A 17319-nucleotide genomic window follows, 5' to 3' on the forward strand; every position below is an offset into this window, starting at 1 on the left:
ATTTAGCCCTTTAATGCCTGTTTGATTTTTTCAAGTGTAAGATCGATGATGTCTTTCGTATGGACTGTGGATAAAAATCCTACCTCGTAACCGCTTGGTGCAAGATAAACACCTTGGTTTAGTAGTTTGTGGAAAAAAGTTGCAAAGTTGGATTTGTGAGAGTTTGGAATATCTGCAATCGTTCTGATTGGTTTTTCCGTTTTCTCTTTTAACCAGAACAAACTTCCAAATGTCACTGCTTCCCAATTGGGATCACCAGATTCTTTTAATAATGTTATGATTCCATCTGTGAATTGTTTGGTGGTTGTTTCCAGAATTGGATACGGATTTTCGTTCCATGCTTTGTAAAGGGTTTTGAGCCCGGCTCGCATCCCAATGGGATTGGCAGACAAAGTTCCTGCTTGGTAAACAGGACCACTTGGTGCCACGAGATCCATAAATTCCCGTTTTCCAGCATAAGCTCCCACTGGAAATCCTCCGCCGATGATTTTTCCATAACATACTAGATCAGGAACAATTCCTGTGATGCCCGCCATCCCTTGGAAGGAAACTCGGAAACCAGAAATCACTTCATCAAATAGAAGTAATACGCCATACTTTGTGGTCAGTTCACGGCATTTTTTTAGGAATTCAATTCTTTGTGGAAGTAAACCGTAATTTGCAGGTAAAGGCTCTATCGCCAAACAAGCGATATTTGAACCTTCTCTCTGGAACAATTCCTCTAGTTTTGTTTCGTCATCTAAAGGGAGGACAAGTGTGTTTTGAATGATTTCAGGTCCAATGCCTTTGCTATCACTTGAACTAAGGCCTGCAAGGCCCGAACCTGACTTAACTAAAAGTTGATCAAGGTGGCCATGGTAACAACCATCGAATTTCAAAATTTTGTTTCGCCCCGTTGCAGCTCTTGCCACTCGTAAGGCACTCATGACAGCTTCCGTTCCCGAGTTTACAAATCGTATTTTTTCGACCCATGGAATTCTTTCTGTGATGAACTCTGCAAGTTCCAATGAATAAGGTTCACAAGCACCAAAAGACCATGCTTTCCTGACAGTATCTTCCACTACTTCTTGGATTTCCGGATGTCTATGTCCAAAGAGAAGTGGCCCAAAACTCAAACAATAGTCGATATAGTTTTTTCCTTCGACTGACTTAAGATAGGCGCCATTTGCTTCACTAAAAAATACGGGAGTTCCACCAACGGAAGAAAAAGATCTTACTGGGCTATGGACTCCACCAGGAACTACTTGTTTTGATCTTTCGAATAAAGATTCTGAATTCATGAATATAACCTTTTTGATATCCTTGCACCGTATGTGATTAAAAAAGAAGAACCAGCTCTACGAAATACATCCCAAGTTTCTTTTAAACCATCTTCAAAATCTAAAAAACCTTCTTTGGCTAAGTATACTAAACTTGCATATTCACCACTCACTTGGTAGGCACCAGTGGGAAGCCCTGTTTTTTCTTTGATGGGACCAATTAAGTCGATAGAAGTCATTCCTGGTTTAACCATCAGTAAATCAGCACCTTCTTCTTTGTCACGAACCGAAGTATGAATGGCAGTATCTTTATCTCTAACGTCTAGTTGGTATCCACTACGATCACCAAACTGTGGTGAGGAGTCTGCTGCTCCTCGGAAGGGGCCGTAAAAGTGACTTTTAAATTTCGTGGAATAACTCATAATCGGAACATGAGTATGGTTGTTTTCATCTAAAATTTTTCGATGTGACAATACACGCCCATCCATCATATCACTTGGTGCAATTCCATCAGCACCAGAATCTGCGTAGATAAGAGCAAGTTCAGACAATCGTTTTAATGTTAATTCTAAATTGATTGTCCCTTTGGGATGAAAGTGACAACAATGACCTGTTGTCGTAACAGAACAAATGCATGTGTCTAACCACAAAAACATCTCAGGGAAAGTTTTTTTAATTTGGCTAATATTGGATTGGTAAAAGTCCTTCGAGAAACTTGTGTCTGACTTTTCACTAGGTACCATAAAGAGTAAAAATTGTGAAACCCCAGATTTTAAATCCGATTCAATCTGATTGTATATTGTTTTGTTTGTATCGCGATAAACATCTGGTAAACCTTTGATTGGTTCTTTTTCATCGATACCTTCTACTAAAAACAATGGTTGGATCATTTTATTTACGTTAAGTGAACCTGATTCACTCAAATGGCGTAAGTATTGGTTGGAACGAAGTCGAAGGGTTTTTGTTTTCATTGTTTGATGTACTTCTCAGCCCAAGATTCAAAAGATAAGGAAACAAAAATTTTGTTTTTAGAACCTTCTTCACCTAGCGCATGTTTAATTTTTCTGAATGTACTACCAGGACCAACAAAATGGATTACATTCAGTAGTTCTGGGAATCGTTTGGTAACGATGTCAAATTCAGAACCACTTCTCCAATAAGCGGCTTTGATTTTGGATGTATCAAAAGGGATTGGTATTTCTGGTGCGGAAACAAAGTAGGTAGGAATCACAGGATAAACACTAGAATGTTTGTCTGAATCCATATGTGTCAGTTTTACAAATTTAGGTTTTCTTCCTAAGATTGAATCAATTTCGGGTGGTTCACTTTCACCGAGTCCATCACAAGTTCCATTCACCCAAAATCCACGAAGAGCAAGGTCTTTCCAAGTGGAAAGTCCAGCAGACCATAAGATTTGGTTACTTGGATTTACGGATAAATCCAATGGAAACGCATACCCTCTGGATACAAATACATCTACATCTTTTGGAATGCTATATGTAAGCCGTTCCCTCTGCCTTGCAGCCATTTTTGCGTTAGGTGGCCAAACTTCCTCTTTAGAAAATGAAAAGTTGGGACTATCTGATAGTTCCTTCGTATGTAGGATTTCACCTTGTTCGGTGATTCCTCTAACAAATGTGACTTTTCCATAATCCCTTTTTAAAACTGTGACTCCAATCTTTTGGTGGCAACCTCCACCATACTTCGACAAAATTTCTCTTTCTTCGTTCGCAGTGAGTTCGGTTTCAGGATCAACGATTTGTGTTAATAATGATTTAAGGTGTTTGTCTTCTTTTCGGATTTCTGCACATAACGCACCCTGTGCGGGAGCACTGGGAAAAATAGAAGAAGGTAAAACCATAAATAAAGAAAGATTTAATGTTTCTCTTATGAGTTGTTTAATTTCTTTTAGTTCGGGTAATACATTTTCATGGTCTTGGAAATTTAGGATTCTATCCAAAGCAGCTTTTGCTACCAAAATACCACCAGACTCATGATCTAAATATTTACGAAGCCGAGTTTGGATATTCCCTCGAACAGATTCAATATTGATTTCAAAATTATTGATAGGTGTTGGGAAATAATTCTTAAGAAATTCTTTGATATGGTATTCACGTCTTGGTGAGGATGTGAGAATTGTGATCTCATTTGGCAAATTGATCCATTTTGTTTTTTTGAATAATAAAACATCACGTACATCTTCACGACTTAAAATGGGAATTAGTGTTGTGTCGTTTCTTTCTTTTAGATCCATATCTTTAAAAGAGTGGATCACAATGTCCAATTTATGATTGAGTAAGTCTTCTTGTAGGTCTTTTGTAAAAATTCCTTGGCCAGCAAATTGCCAAAGTGGAGTTGTTAAATCCTTATCTCCAGATGATTCTCGAAACACAGTTTCGAAGTTTATCTCTTTGTTTTTCTCTTGTAACGCTTGTTTGACAGTGTGGATTTGAATGCGAGATAGTAGGGAGGACCTACCTCCTATTTTGATTGTTTCAGACAAGTAAATCTTCCCATCCATTCATAATATGAAGTTGTTCTTCCTCCCGTTCTCTTGTGAGTTCCGTGAGATAGTATTGTAAATCCATTTTGACTGTTTGGATTTGTTCGTCGGTTTCGTGTAAGTCATTTAGGATTTGTGAAAGTGGTATGTAGTGATCATAATTTTTGTTTTCATCTTTATTTTCTCTAAAATCTAAAATGATAGATGATGATCGTATCATGTCTTCCCAGTTAAATGGCAAAAAACTAGAGGCAATGATGATTGCTTCATGACTTGGTTTATAATCTTCCCAATGGTGAGTGGTGATTGGGTAAAGGGCACTCAGTTCTTCGAGTCGGGTATGGTTCCGACCAACCAAACGAACTACTTTTTGTTTGGATACAAGATAAGGCAAAATCGAATCTACGAGTTTACCTGTGCCAAGCAGGGTGACTTCCTTGTGGTTATGTAGATAGGATTCTGTAACACTTCCATAGGTTTGTCTGCCAATGCCAACAAGATACTTGGACCGAATTTGTTTGGTATGTTCTAAAATTTGGTCTCTGAGGCGGAGCAGTGACGTTCCAAAATTGGAACCGTTTGTATTTTCCTCACGGAAACGATCCCGAAACTGTGCTTGGATTTCTGATTCTCCAAATAACTTGGATCGTAAACCCGAGACCACTTCGAGTAAAAATCGATAGGCATCATATCCGTGGTAAACTTCCCAACCCTCAAAAAAACGTTCATTTCCTTCCATGGGAAAAATCCGATTGTCAGTGAAGACAAGTGTCCTTTGACAAGTTTTCCAAACCTCTAGATGAGAATCGTCTAAAGGCTTAGAGATGGGATCAGTCGAATGGAGTAGAATCAGGTTTGACCACATAATTTTATTCTATCAAATACATCCTGGGTACTGTCACAAGATTGTCAGTTCCTAAAAAAAATAAATGTGATATTGATACTTAATCTCAATAAGAGAGGCAAACGATACGATGGAAAATCAAAATTGGAAAGAGGTTCTCACTCCACTACAGTACCAAGTGACCAGAGAGAAGGGCACCGAACGGCCGTTCACTGGTGAATACTATGCTCACAAAGAAAAAGGTACGTATTTATGTGTGTGTTGTGGAGAGGCTTTGTTTTCTTCAGAATCAAAATATGATTCAGGAAGTGGATGGCCGAGTTATTATGAGCCAGTGCGAAAAGATGTGATCGCAACCGAAACTGACAAAACCCATGGTATGGTTCGAACTGAAATCATGTGCCAAAATTGTGGAGCACACTTAGGACATGTATTTCCAGACGGGCCAAAACCAACAGGTCTTCGTTATTGTGTGAATTCTGCTTCCTTAAAATTTCAAAAAAAGGAAACGGAATGAAAGTACCATTGAATTTCTTATTCTTGTAACCAAGATACTTCTTGGCAAGTTTCCCATTTCCTTGGACTCACTTCCTTTCCATTCCATTGTGCTAATGTATAGGAATCCGAGCGGATTCCGACTCGTTTCACAATTTGGTTGGCAAGGGAAGAATAATGAAGTGCCTCACAACTATGTCCAAGTTTCGTTTCTAATTTTGCCATTTGGAAAAGTAAATGTGCGTTTCCTTCAGTGTCTTTCATCCCAATCGATTGTTTGAGTAAAATTGCTTTTTTGAGATCATCTCGTGCGGATAAGAAGTCTCCTGATTCCATTTTTTTTGCCGACCGTTCTTCCAATTCAGCAATGACCATAGGGATTCGAGACAGGCGAGTGTGGACTAAGATTTCTTCCACAGATTGGTCCAACTGAGGTTCTGCCCACAAACCAATGGAAATGATGAAAAAGAGAGCGAAATGATAAAACTTCATACGTTGGTTCCTTACTGTTTTCAATTCATGGATCAGTTTGCATAAATTGTGCCAAAGTTTTGAAATACTCCTCGACGCACTTCTGAAATCTAATTTCAATGAAAGAGACTCTGGCCGAGCGATCGCCTTTTTGTTTCCCTCTGGAAACAAAGGGGAGGAAAGTCCGGACACTAGGGGACAATCGGACCAAGTAATGCTTGGGCTTTTTCTTTTTAGCAATAAGAAGGAAGGGACGGAAAGTGCAACAGAAAGAATACCGCCTACCCTGGTAGGTAAGGGTGAAATGGTGGAGTAAGAGCCCACCGCTTTGTTTGTGAAAACAATGGCCGGTAAACCCTCCGATGTGCAATCTCAAGTAAACAACCGTTATGAGCCTGTCCCGCCAGGTTGTGGGTAGAGAGCATTAGATAAATGATCGCCTAAAACAGAATCCGGCTTACGGGCCAGAGTCACTTTTTTTTAAAATGTTTTGAATCACCTTTTCTTCATTAGGTGGGTAAAATACACAGACCAAACTCCGAATTTTTAATATTGTTTCTGCCAATAAAACTTTTGTGTCTGTTAGGTGCCAATTTTCAAATCCAATCAATATTCCACATGTTTCTTCCATACCTGCAAATTCTTTGCAAGAGTAATGACGCATTTGGTTTTCCATCAAAAATTGTTTTAAACCATTTTGGAGCACTGACTCATCAGATGGATACAAAACTACAATTTCGTCATTTTCGATTTCCAAAACTTTTTTTGCGTAACCATAACACCAACGCATTTGGTCGGTTAAGTCCTCATCATTTTTAATGAATTGGATGTCTGAAAAATTTTCAAGAATCGGTGTTTCTGAAAAATCATCGAGTAAGGAATTGGCAAATGTAACAATTTCCGGTGAATTTCGTATATTCCTTTTGATGTCCCAAATATGGACAGGTAACGATTGTAAATAATCTAAAATAGGTGTGGATGAATATTTGAATCGTCTGGATACAAAAAGAATCCAATCTTTTTCTTCCCAAAAGAATTTGGAAAGATATAAAAAAAGTTCCGATTGTTTATCATCAGTAATGATCTCTTCAATCCCATCCACAAGTAATAGATCGATGTGATTGTGATTGATTTCTTTATAATGGGAAATGAGTTCTATATTATTTTTTTCTGGGATATGACTCAGTTCTTCTTTCCAAATTTCATAGAGGGCTTTTGCTCCCTGCCATAAAAGAACTTTTTTCCCTTTCCTCGCATTTTGTAGGGCAAGTTCCCCACAAAGGATGGATTTTCCAGATCCTGAACTACCAAAAACCAAGTTATGCGAAAATTGGTTAATTCCCTTCACTAGGGAAAATTGTTCTTCGGTAAAAAATAATAAGTTCTCTTCTTCTTTCTCATTCTTCGAGCGAAAGGTTTGGAAAAAGTTTAGATTTTTTTTGATGATTTCATGGGCTTTGACAAGTACGGAATCAGGAAGTGGCTCTCTTCCATTTCTATAAAAAATGGATTCTAAAATTGTATTGAGACTTGTATCTTCTCCTACTTCCCTTCCGCCAAACACAAATAAGTTTTGGTCATTGGGAAGATGGAATTCCTTTCTCTCGTTTTTTAAAAAGAAGATCGCACTATCATAATACTCTTCTGGAAATAAATCGACAAGTTGATTGTGGTTTTTGAAAAATTCTCGGATGATTTCTCTTTGTGTGGTTACTTGTTCGATTGGATTTTTATAAGACTTTCCTTCTACTGGTTCCCATTCCCTGCCTCTTACATTATAAAATTCCCATTCTCCTTTTTTTTGTCTCCACTTTCCGTTTTTTAATTCGATTGTGATGACTCCATATGGTGATACAACTAGGAAGTCTATCTCACGCATGGGAACATCGGGCGTGATTAAAGTAAGAGAATAATAAATATTACAAGGGAATTGAATTTCGTTCGAAAAACGATGGTAATAATAGGATTCGAGAGAAATGTCTCTCGTTTTTCCATGAAACTGTTTCGGATAAATCATTTTTTAGTTCTGTAATCTTTGTCGTATCTGTTCTAATGACGATATGAAACGGATACCACGAACCTTGATATTCTGCCTATTGTTTTGTGCCTGCGCAGGAGGGAATATCAAAATAAAGATTAAACCCGACCTTTCGGGAGATCTCGTCATTTATCAAAAAAAAATCACAAAGAAACAAAAGGGAAGTTTTTTAGGTTCTGGACTAACTGATACGGGAGAGGTCACTATCACTCTCAAAGAAAGGTCTTATCAGTTTGGAAATTATACCCAAATGTTACCTCCAGGATTTCGTTTTGTTACGTTTGTGGAAGACCAAATACCTGAGATCCAACTTGGCATCGATACAAGCCAAAACTCTCCACTGCTTTCTTCTCTTGAAATCGTTCGAGAAGACATCAATTCGATTTTATCAGAAGCCAAGTTAAGAGATGATTTACTTCGTTTTAATACCCTTGTGGAGTTCATTCAATTTGAAGTTCACTTCCCATTTCCAATCAAAAAAGTAAAATTTTTAGATCCTAGAACCGCAGGCGAATGGACAGTACGCCTGGATAGCAGTGATAAAATGATTGTAAACATTCCCTTACATTCTGTTTGGGCAGGCGAGCACGCGTTAACAATTGTTCAAATTTATCCAGAATGAGATTTATGGTTTGTGGAAATATTCGGAATTTAATTTTTGGATGATTTCTTTTAATACGATTCTACGTTGTTCTTTTTCTGGCAGAATTTCTTTGAGATTCCGTCTCATGGCAAAAAGAGTTTCTAATAACTCATGATCTTCGTCTGGGATGGTTTCTTCAAATAGTTTACGTAAACTGGATGAAACACCAGCAAACATTCCGTCGGTGGAAATCGCAAATTGAATTGGTCCAATTTGGATTGTGGAAGAAGAATAAAAATCGCAGTTTTTAGGATCATCCACTGAATTCACCCAAATGCCTTTCTCTTTGGCGATGGTTCTGAATTTTTTGTTTGTGTTGGGATCACTGGTGGCTAAAAAAATAATATCCCTATCGTTTAAATCTTCTTCAGTGACGGCTCTGGTTTCTGTTTTGATATTAGGGTATTTTTCTAAGAAAACTTTTACTTCATCCATGAAATCCAAAGAGATGATATGGATATTGGCACCTGTATGTTCGAGCCCTAATAATTTTTCCAGGCAAGCATTCCCACCACCTACAATTAAAATATTCCTACCTTCTAAGTTTAGAAAGATTGGGTATTTTTTAACACTCATTCCATTGGTTCCGAGATAAATGGAAAAAAAGAAATACTTTCCAACTGTTTTTTTTCACCTAACAAAAGTGGACGAACTACTTCACCAACGTATAAAATACCTGGTCCCTTTGTTTTTTTCTCCAATCCTTCCTTTTGGGTTTTGTCGAGAGTGGAGACTGTATAAGTTGCACGAGTACTACCTGCATTTTCCAAAAGTGCAATGGGTGTCGACGGACTTACCCCTTTTCGGATGAGTCGCTCAGCTAACTCTTTTGTTTTTTGGCTTCCCATTAAGATGACTATGGTACCTGGGAAATTTTCCATTCCCATCCAACTCCGTTCCTCTTCTAAAATGGTATGCCCATCAAGGATGATGATTTGGCGTGATAATCCTCTCACTGTCAGTGAGATTCCAAGGTCGGATGCTCCCGTTGTCACTGAACTCACTCCTGGGATGACTTCGAACGGGATTCCATTTGTTTCCAGTGTTTGGATTTCTTCTGACAACCTTCCAAAGATGGAAGCATCTCCCCCTTTCAAACGGACCACCCGTTTGCCTTGGTTTGCATAATGAACAAGAAGGGAGTTGATTTCGTCCTGGGTGCGGTAATGTTCTTTGGCACGTTTGCCCACATAGAGGATTTGGGAGGACTCAGGGAAAATCTCTAAAAAGCTAGGATCGAGGAGGGCATCGTACAAGATCACATCGGCGGATTCGATCCGAGATTTTCCACGAAGGGTAAGGAGGTCAACGGGGCCTGGACCACCACTCACAAAACTCACAAATCCTTGTTCTGTCTTATTGGAGGACATATCTGCTATACCTTGCAATCCTGCTAGAAAACGTCAAGTGATTGGCTAATTATTTCTACAAAATCTCCATTTTTTTGGTTTACTCGTCTCTAACCTTGGGAAAAGATTCAATTTATAAGACTTTTTGGATGTTTTACTGGAATCCAACACAAGCATAGGTTTTTATGTTATCCGATGAGAAACGCAATCGATTTTTACAGTTATTAAAAGAATCCACAAAGGATGAATGGGTCTGGATGTCGGGTTATCTGTCGGCACTGACACAAGCAAGCATTGGGGGCAGTGTGGATGTTTCTCTAACCCCACCTGTCAGTATCTCATCCAATGATCCTTCTCATGGGAATTTAAAAGCCGCACCAATTCAATGTAGTGTTGTGTATGGAACGGAAACAGGGAATTCTAAAAAACTGGGAACGGAACTTGTTAAAAAATTAAAAGAACTAGGTGTCCAAGCCAAATTAAAAAGTACAGACACTTACAAAGCAAAAGACCTGAAAGAGGAAGAATACTTATTTGTGATTGTTTCCACTCATGGAGATGGAGAACCACCTCAGGCTGCAAAACCTTTTATCCAAATTCTTTCAGATGCAAAAGACAAATTAGCGAAAGTAAAATTCGCAGTACTTGGATTAGGTGATACTAGTTATCCACTTTTTTGCCAAACAGGAATCGATGTGGATTCAATGTTAGAAAAATTAGGTGCCGAACGAATTCATGATTTAGGGAAATGTGATGTAGATTTTGATTTGGTTGCAAAACCTTGGATGTCAGAACTCATCACAAAACTCAATACAATTTCGAAAACTGCAACCACTCAAGTTTCAAAACAGACACAATCTGCCACAACTAAAGGGAACACTGGTGGCAAAGTTGTATATGAGGGAACTGTTGTCACAAACTTAGTGTTAAACGACGTTGGAGCTTCAAAATCAACTAGACATATTGAGATTAAATCTTCGGTACCTATCGACTACTTACCTGGGGACAGTGCTGGGTTTTTGGCTTATAACCGTGAAGAAGAAGTAGATCGAGTCCTCGGATTACTACAAACAGATAAAGAAACAAGAGTCACTTATAAAGGTGAAACTTGGATGTTATATGATTTACTTCGCAAAAAAGTATCCATTCGTTTTTTACCAGACCGAGTGTTACAGAAATATGCTGCACTTTCCAAAAAGGAAATTCCATCTGGTAAATTGGATTTAGATGTTTTATTAACACTTTATCCTTCTGATTCAAAATTAGAAGTCCAGAACTTGGTTGATATTTTGGAACCAATTGTCCCAAGATATTATTCCATTGCATCAAGTCCTTCTGCTCATGGGGAAGAAGAAGTGCACTTAACGGTAGCAGAAGTTGAAATTGAAACCTTTACAGGTATCAAATCTGGTTTTTGTTCTGGTTTTTTAGCATCATTAAAAGAAGGGGATACAGTTCCTTTTTTTATCCAAAGAAACAATTCTTTCCGATTACCAAACCCCGATACAGACATCATCATGATTGGACCGGGAACAGGGATTGCACCTTTTCGCAGTTTTTTATTCGAAAGAGAACAATCAGCAGGGAATGGAAAAAATTGGTTATTCTTTGGTGAAAGAAATTTTGTTTCAGATTTTTACTACCAAACAGAACTTTTGGAACTTATGGACACAGGTGTATTACATAAATTGAATACAGCTTTTTCCCGTGATACCAAACAAAAGGTATATGTCCAAGATCGAATGGGAGAAAATGCACAGGAATTACTCAAATGGATTGAGAATGGTGCCATCATTTATCTCTGTGGATCCAAAGATCCTATGAGTAAAGATGTAGATAAAAAATTAATTGAAATTTTATCGGAAAGAACTTTTGACACTGGTAAAGACGCTTCCGATTATTTAAAAGAACTAGAAGAATCTGGACGTTATATCAAGGACGTTTACTGAGGAACTCATGGCTGAATCAAAAAAAGAAACACAAGCAGAAAAAGTAAAACGGGTGAGCCGTGGCCTCCGAGGCACACTTGCCGAAAGTTTGAAAGACGAACATACTGGTTCTTTACGTTCCGATGACCAATTATTATTAAAATTCCATGGTATGTACCAACAAGATGATCGAGACAGAAGGGACGAACGAGCGTTAAAGAAATTAGAACGTTTGTATTCTTTTATGATTCGATTACGTATTCCTGGTGGTATGATAGGGCCTGTACATTGGGAAGCACTTCATAATGTTGCTGGAGAAAATTCCACAGGAACTATCAAAATCACAACAAGACAAACTGTTCAATTACATGGAATTTTAAAATCCAAAATCAAACCAACGATCAAAGCATTTGATTCAGTATTTTTGGATTCAATTGCAGCTTGTGGTGACGTAAACCGTAATGTCACCTGTACATCAAATCCTGCTGCAAGTCCACTCCACAAAGAAGTGTTTGGTTATGCAGGTGAAATTAGCCGTTCCTTATTACCCAAAACGAGAGCCTACTATGAAATCTGGTTGGATGAAAATCTTTTAGCAGAAAAAGAAGAACCTGAAGATCCATTGTACAAAGATGTTTATCTTCCTCGAAAATTTAAAATCGCAATTGCAATCCCACCATTCAATGATGTGGATCTTTTTACCAATGATATTGGACTCATTGCCATTATTGAAAATGGACAATTATTAGGGTTTAATGTTTCTGTTGGTGGTGGGCTTGGAACCACTCATGGTAACCCCGATACGTACCCAAGAGTGGGAACTGTGTTTGGATTTATTCCCAAAAAAGACATTCTAAAAGTAGTGTATGAGATTGTCACTGTCCAAAGAGATTTTGGAAACAGAGAAGATCGTAAACTTTCTCGATTGAAATACACCTTGGACAGGTTAGGTGTTGAATTCTACAAGCGAGAAGTAGAAAAACGCGCAGGGATAAGTTTTGAACCAACAAAGGATTTCCAATTCACACAAAGATCCGATGATTTTGGTTGGAAACAAGATGCAGCTGGAAATTGGCATTATACAGTATTTGTGGAAAATGGCCGAGTTTGTGACGAACATGGTTATAATCTTAAAACTGCACTTCTAGAAGTTTCGAAAACAAGAAGAGCAACCTTTCGGTTTACATGTAACCAAAACTTAATTCTATCAGATATCTTTCCGAAAGACAAAGACTTAATTGAATCAATTTTAGTGAAGTTTGGTGTTCATAGAAAAACTACAGAAGTTTCTCCTATTAGAAAAAATTCCATCGCTTGTGTGGCACTAAACACTTGTTCTTTGGCACTTGCTGAGGCTCAAAGATACCTTCCCAGTTTAATTGATAAAATGGAACCAATCCTTTCTAAACATGGACTTGCGGACGAGCCAATATCGATTCGTATGACAGGTTGCCCGAACGGATGTGCAAGACCCTATATCTCTGAGATTGGACTTGTGGGTACATCGTATGGTAAATACAATCTCCATTTAGGCGCTGATGCCGAAGGTTATAGGCTCAATCAAAAATACAAAGAAGATTTAGATGAATCTGCAATCTTGCAAGAGTTAGATGGCTTATTTGGTAAATTTTCCAAGGAACGAAATGGAAAAGAATCCTTTGGAGATTTTATCAATCGAAGTGGAATTTTGAAAAGAGTTTAGAGTTTCTAAATAGAAAATTGGCACCCGTTTTCAGGTGCCTTTTTTTTAATATCCTGAGACTACGTCCTTTTCAATCCGCCCAACCGACAAGGATTCGTCTAGGACCATTATAGGGTAGTCTTCCATGAGAGACTGAAAAGTTATCTATGAAAAGAACATCTCCTGTTTGCCAAGGAATCGCTACCATATGGTTCCAAAATACATTGGTGATGGATTTCATTTCCTTAGGTGAAATCTCTTCTCCATTGCCATAGGTTACGTGCACATCGTGTGAGTTTGGACCTAATAGTTTTTTGAAGCTAGTAAGGATCGTGAGTAAAACTGCAACACCAAACGAACGAAGAGTTTTTTGTTTTTTGAAAATTTTCCAAGTTTCACTCACACCCGCTTGGTAATGAAATGTTTGCGAATGGTTATGCCATGCAATTGTACCTGCAATAGGATGTGTTCGAAAGCCAGATTGGTGGTTTGTAATCGTAAGAGAATCTTCACCAAACCAATCCAATTGGAAACGATTTTCTTTCGCAATTTGATTCACCTTATCCAAGTTTGTGGTGCCAAACATTTCATCCCAACGTTTGGTTTTCCAAACAGAAAATCGTTTTTGCGAGGATGGGCCATCATACCTTCTTCTATATCGGATTCCATACTTTTCGATTTTTTCTTTTATTTTGGGATCGATGTTTTGGTAGACCAACCTAAGGTCTGTTAAGGGAGTTTCCCCCCCGTAGGCAGAGGCTTTTTCCGCATAAAAAAATAAAAATTTTGGTGGGTTGTCAAGAAAACTCATTTCCGCATGTTGCATAATCGGGTAATGAGATGGAAGTTCACTTGCCGTGAACACATGTTTTAACACTTCATCGCGAGGGGAAGTGCCTAAGTAAAACTCACCCAATTGTTTCTCTTCTGTTGCAAATAAAATCTCTTGGAAATCGGAAGCTTGGTGAACGGGAAACCCCCGAAAGAGAATGGCCCCATAGGTTTTTAAGTCCTCTCTCCATTCCTTTTGCTGGTTTCGAATCCATCGTAAGAGCTCATCCAAAGGTTTTTCTTCCGCTGGCTCATACACAATGGGGAGTTTTGTTTTTCCCACAAAGGATTTGCGGATCCATTCTTTTGTGACAGTATTGGTCTCGCTCATGATACTGTCACTATAACTAAAAGAGCTATGTTATTTCAATTAAAAAATCTGTTATATTAGATAAATATCTACAATAACATCCCTGCGGCTACAGTTTGGTTGGTTCCTTCGTCCACGAGGACAAAACTTCCCGTTCCTCTGATTTTGGAATAAGGATCATAGGCAACTGGTTTTGCCGTCCGGATTGTCACCTTTCCAATTTCATTCAAACCGAGGTTTGGTTGTTCTTTTTTTTCATGGGTACTTGTTTCCACTCTGTATTCCAAAGAACGAATGGAGACTTTTACCGCATTTGTCGTTTGGCGCAATAGGTATTTGGAACCTGGTGTCATCACCTTCTGGTCCATCCAACAGATATGTGCTTCTAGGTCTTGGGAAACAACTGGTTCTTTTCCTGTCACAACGAGCATATCACCACGGCTCACATCAATTTCATCTTCTAAACGAATGGTCACAGACATAGGAGCATACGCAGTGGTCAGATGTCCGTCAAATGTATCGATCGCTTTTATTTTTGAAGTGAGTCCACTTGGTAATACAGTGATGGAATCTCCCACGGTAAAATGTCCACTTCTGATCTGTCCCGCATAACCTCTGTAATCATGGTATTCGGTTGTTTGTGGTCGAATCACGTTTTGTACAGGAAATCTTGGAGCAGGGGATTCTTCTTCTGTATGGATTTCAATTTCTTCCAAAAAGTGGAGTAAGGATTTTCCTTTCCACCACGGCATGGAATTGGAAGGTTCCACAACATTATCTCCGTTTAATGCAGAGATCGGTAAAAAGTGAATGGATTTTAAGTTTAAGTCTTTGGCAAATTCCAAATATTGTTTTTGGATATTTAAGAATACTTCTTCTGAAAATTCTACCAAATCCATTTTGTTCACACAAACAACTACATAGGGAAGTCTTAATAATGATACAATATAGGAATGTCTGAAGGTTTGTTCGATCACACCTTTTCTTGCATCGATGAGGATGATGGCAAGGTCTGAATTCGAAGCTCCAGTCACCATGTTCCGAGTGTACTGTACATGGCCTGGGGCATCTGCGATGATGAATTTACGTTTGGGAGTGGAAAAGTATTTATAAGCAATATCAATCGTAATCCCTTGTTCTCTTTCTGCTTTGAGTCCATCAGTCAGGAGAGCTAGGTTGATCTGTCCATTCACTTGGCCTGCGCGTTCAATCGCTTCTAGTTGGTCTTGGAAAATGGATTTACTGTCGTATAACAAACGTCCGATGAGAGTTGATTTCCCATCATCTACGCTCCCTGCAGTGATAAACCTTAAAATATCCATTAAAAATACCCACCTTTTTTTCTTTCTTCCATTGCGGCTTCGGAACGTTTGTCATCCAAACGGGATCCTCGTTCCGTGGTGCGTGAAATTTGAATTTCACGGATGATATCATCCACTGAATTGGCTTCTGATTCCACAGCTGCTGTACAAGTCATATCACCGACAGTACGAAATCGAACCGTCCTTGTTTCTACTTTGTCGGTACCATCTAAACTGATGAATTTTGAAACGGGGAACACTAATTCCTCTCTCCATACAATTTCCCTTTGGTGAGAGAAATACAAAGAAGGAAGGTCTATCTTTTCTTTTCGGATGTATTCCCAAACATCAAGTTCTGTCCAGTTACTGATTGGAAAAACACGTACGTTTTCTCCCACATGGATTTTTCCATTATAGATATTCCAAAGTTCTGGTCGTTGGAGTTTTGGGTCCCAAGATCCAAATTCATCTCGAACAGAAAAAATTCGTTCCTTGGCTCTTGCTTTTTCTTCGTCACGACGGGCTCCACCGATACAAGCATCAAATTTAAATTCAGCAATGGTATCGAGAAGTGTCACGGCTTGGATTGCATTACGGCTTGGAAACTTTCCTTTTTCTTCGACTGCTTTACCTTGGTCGATGGAATCTTGTACATAACGAACAATTAATTTTTCTCCAATTCGTTCTGCGAGTGCATCCCGAAATTGTAGCGCCTCATCAAAGTTATGCCCCGTATCAATGTGAACGAGTGGAAACGGGAACTTACCTGGACGAAATGCTTTGAGTGCAAGGTGAACCAAACAAATAGAATCCTTTCCTCCAGAAAATAATAAGGCAGGTCTTTCAAATTGTGCTGCTACTTCCCGTAAGATATAAATGGCTTCTGACTCTAATTGGTCTAAGTGTGATAGTCGATGGGTACTTGTCATAGTCTATTGTCCTTTTTTTGGTGTGAGTTTTCCATCTACCCAATGCAAACCACATTCCTTTTTTGATTCTTGTTCCCACCACCATCGTCCAGCTCGAAAGTCTTCACCTGGTTCGATGGCTCGTGTACACGGGGCACAACCTATGCTTGGAAAACCTTTGTCATGTAACACATTATAAGGTACATTCTGTTCGCGAATGTATTTCCAAGTCTCTTCAAAACTCCAATGGAGGAGTGGTTGGTATTTGATTAAATTTCTACTTGGATCGGATTCAAATAAAGACATCTCTGTTCGGAATCCAGACTGGTCTTTGCGTAAACCGGTCACCCAAATTTCCATATTCTCTAAAATCGAATCCAAGGGAACGAGTTTTCGGATCCGACAACATTCCTTTCGTAATTCTTGTGAGTCATAAAATGCATTCGGACCGTTTTGGTTGACATAGGATTCGATTTCTTTTGTTTTCGGATAAAAAGCTTCGATTTTTGCCCCATAACGTATGTTTGTTTTTTGCCAAACATCATAGGTCTCTTGGAATAACCTTCCCGTATCCAATGTGGCAATACGAATGGGGATTTGTTCTGAGAGGATGGCATGGGTGATGGCTTGGTCTTCGAGACCAAAACTTGTTGTGAAAACCACTTTGCCTGGGAATTCAGACGAAAGTCGTTTTAATCCCTCTGCGAGCGATAGGTTGGCATAAGATTCTGTCAAAACTTCCAAATTTCCCATATTTA

15 protein-coding genes, 1 other RNA gene and 1 pseudogene are annotated in these 17319 nt (G+C 38.7%); 5 read left to right on the forward strand and 12 right to left on the reverse strand.

Features of this window, described 5'->3' with window-relative positions; all coding sequences use genetic code 11:
- Nucleotides 1-2: 2 nt before the first annotated feature.
- Genes hemL through DI076_RS00495 form a run of 4 tightly spaced genes read right to left on the reverse strand, consistent with a single transcriptional unit; the run spans nt 3 to nt 4627 of the window.
- Nucleotides 3-1280 (reverse strand): glutamate-1-semialdehyde 2,1-aminomutase, encoded by a 1278-nt coding sequence (gene hemL / locus DI076_RS00480; RefSeq protein WP_108958105.1) that lies wholly within the window; start codon nt 1278-1280, stop codon nt 3-5.
- Nucleotides 1277-2230, reverse strand: a complete 954-nt coding sequence (hemB, locus tag DI076_RS00485) for a porphobilinogen synthase (RefSeq protein ID WP_108958106.1) — start codon at nt 2228-2230, stop codon at nt 1277-1279. Before hemB ends, hemL begins: the two co-directional genes overlap by 4 nt.
- Nucleotides 2227-3762 (reverse strand): type 2 periplasmic-binding domain-containing protein, encoded by a 1536-nt coding sequence (locus DI076_RS00490; protein ID WP_108958143.1) that lies wholly within the window; start codon nt 3760-3762, stop codon nt 2227-2229. Before DI076_RS00490 ends, hemB begins: the two co-directional genes overlap by 4 nt.
- Nucleotides 3755-4627 carry a Rossmann-fold NAD(P)-binding domain-containing protein gene (locus DI076_RS00495; protein ID WP_108958107.1) on the reverse strand — a complete coding sequence of 291 codons (873 nt, stop codon included), beginning with the start codon at nt 4625-4627 and terminating at the stop codon, nt 3755-3757. The genes DI076_RS00490 and DI076_RS00495 overlap by 8 nt, the downstream gene beginning before the upstream one ends.
- Nucleotides 4628-4736: 109 nt before the next feature.
- Between DI076_RS00495 and msrB the strand changes: the two genes are divergently transcribed.
- Complete coding sequence (gene msrB / locus DI076_RS00500; RefSeq protein WP_108958108.1) at nt 4737-5123, forward strand: peptide-methionine (R)-S-oxide reductase MsrB; 387 nt, start codon at nt 4737-4739, stop codon at nt 5121-5123.
- A gap of 17 nt (nt 5124-5140) precedes the next feature.
- On the opposite strand, the gene DI076_RS00505 is transcribed toward msrB, so the two are convergent.
- Nucleotides 5141-5593 (reverse strand): LEPBI_I1174 family sigma 54-regulated protein, encoded by a 453-nt coding sequence (locus DI076_RS00505; protein ID WP_108958109.1) that lies wholly within the window; start codon nt 5591-5593, stop codon nt 5141-5143.
- Between the two features lie 106 nt (nt 5594-5699).
- On the opposite strand from DI076_RS00505, the gene rnpB reads away from it, so the two are divergent.
- Nucleotides 5700-6048: RNase P RNA component class A (gene rnpB / locus DI076_RS00510), an RNA gene on the forward strand.
- Between the two features lie 1151 nt (nt 6049-7199).
- On the opposite strand, the pseudogene DI076_RS20455 reads toward rnpB, so the two are convergent.
- Nucleotides 7200-7589 (reverse strand): annotated as a pseudogene (locus tag DI076_RS20455) (nuclease-related domain-containing protein); the annotation flags it as partial.
- A 43-nt stretch (nt 7590-7632) separates the two neighbouring features.
- On the opposite strand from DI076_RS20455, the gene DI076_RS00520 reads away from it, so the two are divergent.
- The gene (locus tag DI076_RS00520) at nt 7633-8232 is read left to right on the forward strand and encodes an LBF_1134 family protein (protein ID WP_174704993.1); all 600 of its coding nucleotides are present in this window, start codon (nt 7633-7635) and stop codon (nt 8230-8232) included.
- Between the two features lie 3 nt (nt 8233-8235).
- On the opposite strand, the gene DI076_RS00525 is transcribed toward DI076_RS00520, so the two are convergent.
- Entirely contained in the window at nt 8236-8829 is a 594-nt protein-coding gene (locus tag DI076_RS00525) for a precorrin-2 dehydrogenase/sirohydrochlorin ferrochelatase family protein (protein WP_108958111.1), read from the reverse strand.
- On the reverse strand, nt 8826-9623 hold the full coding sequence (gene cobA, locus DI076_RS00530; protein ID WP_108958112.1) for a uroporphyrinogen-III C-methyltransferase: 798 nt from the start codon (nt 9621-9623) through the stop codon (nt 8826-8828). Before cobA ends, DI076_RS00525 begins: the two co-directional genes overlap by 4 nt.
- Before the next feature lie 164 nt (nt 9624-9787).
- Here cobA and DI076_RS00535 point away from each other — a divergent pair, with 164 nt between their 5' ends.
- Complete coding sequence (locus tag DI076_RS00535; RefSeq protein WP_108958113.1) at nt 9788-11551, forward strand: diflavin oxidoreductase; 1764 nt, start codon at nt 9788-9790, stop codon at nt 11549-11551.
- A 7-nt stretch (nt 11552-11558) separates the two neighbouring features.
- The gene (locus DI076_RS00540; protein ID WP_108958114.1) at nt 11559-13232 is read left to right on the forward strand and encodes an NADPH-dependent assimilatory sulfite reductase hemoprotein subunit; all 1674 of its coding nucleotides are present in this window, start codon (nt 11559-11561) and stop codon (nt 13230-13232) included.
- Nucleotides 13233-13302: 70 nt separating this feature from the next.
- Here DI076_RS00540 and DI076_RS00545 read toward each other — a convergent pair whose 3' ends face one another.
- The 4 genes from DI076_RS00545 to DI076_RS00560 form a co-directional block, all read right to left on the reverse strand.
- Complete coding sequence (locus tag DI076_RS00545; RefSeq protein ID WP_108958115.1) at nt 13303-14373, reverse strand: TauD/TfdA family dioxygenase; 1071 nt, start codon at nt 14371-14373, stop codon at nt 13303-13305.
- A gap of 68 nt (nt 14374-14441) precedes the next feature.
- Nucleotides 14442-15674, reverse strand: coding sequence for a sulfate adenylyltransferase subunit 1 (locus tag DI076_RS00550; RefSeq protein ID WP_108958116.1), 1233 nt, complete (start codon nt 15672-15674; stop codon nt 14442-14444).
- Nucleotides 15674-16582 (reverse strand): sulfate adenylyltransferase subunit CysD, encoded by a 909-nt coding sequence (gene cysD, locus DI076_RS00555; protein ID WP_108958117.1) that lies wholly within the window; start codon nt 16580-16582, stop codon nt 15674-15676. The genes DI076_RS00550 and cysD overlap by 1 nt, the downstream gene beginning before the upstream one ends.
- 3 nt (nt 16583-16585) lie before the next feature.
- Nucleotides 16586-17314, reverse strand: a complete 729-nt coding sequence (locus tag DI076_RS00560; protein WP_108958118.1) for a phosphoadenylyl-sulfate reductase — start codon at nt 17312-17314, stop codon at nt 16586-16588.
- Nucleotides 17315-17319: the final 5 nt, after the last annotated feature.

Source organism: Leptospira ellinghausenii (assembly GCF_003114815.1).
In the GTDB taxonomy this organism is placed as follows: Bacteria; Spirochaetota; Leptospiria; order Leptospirales; family Leptospiraceae; genus Leptospira_A; species Leptospira_A ellinghausenii.

Bases quoted from the DNA above. Each gene is read 5' to 3' on its own strand.
- DI076_RS00495 (WP_108958107.1), bottom strand. From the start codon at position 4,627: ATGTGGTCAAACCTGATTCTACTCCATTCGACTGATCCCATCTCTAAG.
- DI076_RS00540 (WP_108958114.1), top strand. From the start codon at position 11,559: ATGGCTGAATCAAAAAAAGAAACACAAGCAGAAAAAGTAAAACGGGTG.
- DI076_RS00550 (WP_108958116.1), bottom strand. From the start codon at position 15,674: ATGGATATTTTAAGGTTTATCACTGCAGGGAGCGTAGATGATGGGAAA.
- cobA (WP_108958112.1), bottom strand. From the start codon at position 9,623: ATGTCCTCCAATAAGACAGAACAAGGATTTGTGAGTTTTGTGAGTGGT.
- hemL (WP_108958105.1), bottom strand. From the start codon at position 1,280: ATGAATTCAGAATCTTTATTCGAAAGATCAAAACAAGTAGTTCCTGGT.
- hemB (WP_108958106.1), bottom strand. From the start codon at position 2,230: ATGAAAACAAAAACCCTTCGACTTCGTTCCAACCAATACTTACGCCAT.
- DI076_RS00520 (WP_174704993.1), top strand. From the start codon at position 7,633: ATGAAACGGATACCACGAACCTTGATATTCTGCCTATTGTTTTGTGCC.
- DI076_RS00525 (WP_108958111.1), bottom strand. From the start codon at position 8,829: ATGAGTGTTAAAAAATACCCAATCTTTCTAAACTTAGAAGGTAGGAAT.
- cysD (WP_108958117.1), bottom strand. From the start codon at position 16,582: ATGACAAGTACCCATCGACTATCACACTTAGACCAATTAGAGTCAGAA.
- DI076_RS00560 (WP_108958118.1), bottom strand. From the start codon at position 17,314: ATGGGAAATTTGGAAGTTTTGACAGAATCTTATGCCAACCTATCGCTC.
- DI076_RS00535 (WP_108958113.1), top strand. From the start codon at position 9,788: ATGTTATCCGATGAGAAACGCAATCGATTTTTACAGTTATTAAAAGAA.
- DI076_RS00505 (WP_108958109.1), bottom strand. From the start codon at position 5,593: ATGAAGTTTTATCATTTCGCTCTCTTTTTCATCATTTCCATTGGTTTG.
- DI076_RS00545 (WP_108958115.1), bottom strand. From the start codon at position 14,373: ATGAGCGAGACCAATACTGTCACAAAAGAATGGATCCGCAAATCCTTT.
- msrB (WP_108958108.1), top strand. From the start codon at position 4,737: ATGGAAAATCAAAATTGGAAAGAGGTTCTCACTCCACTACAGTACCAA.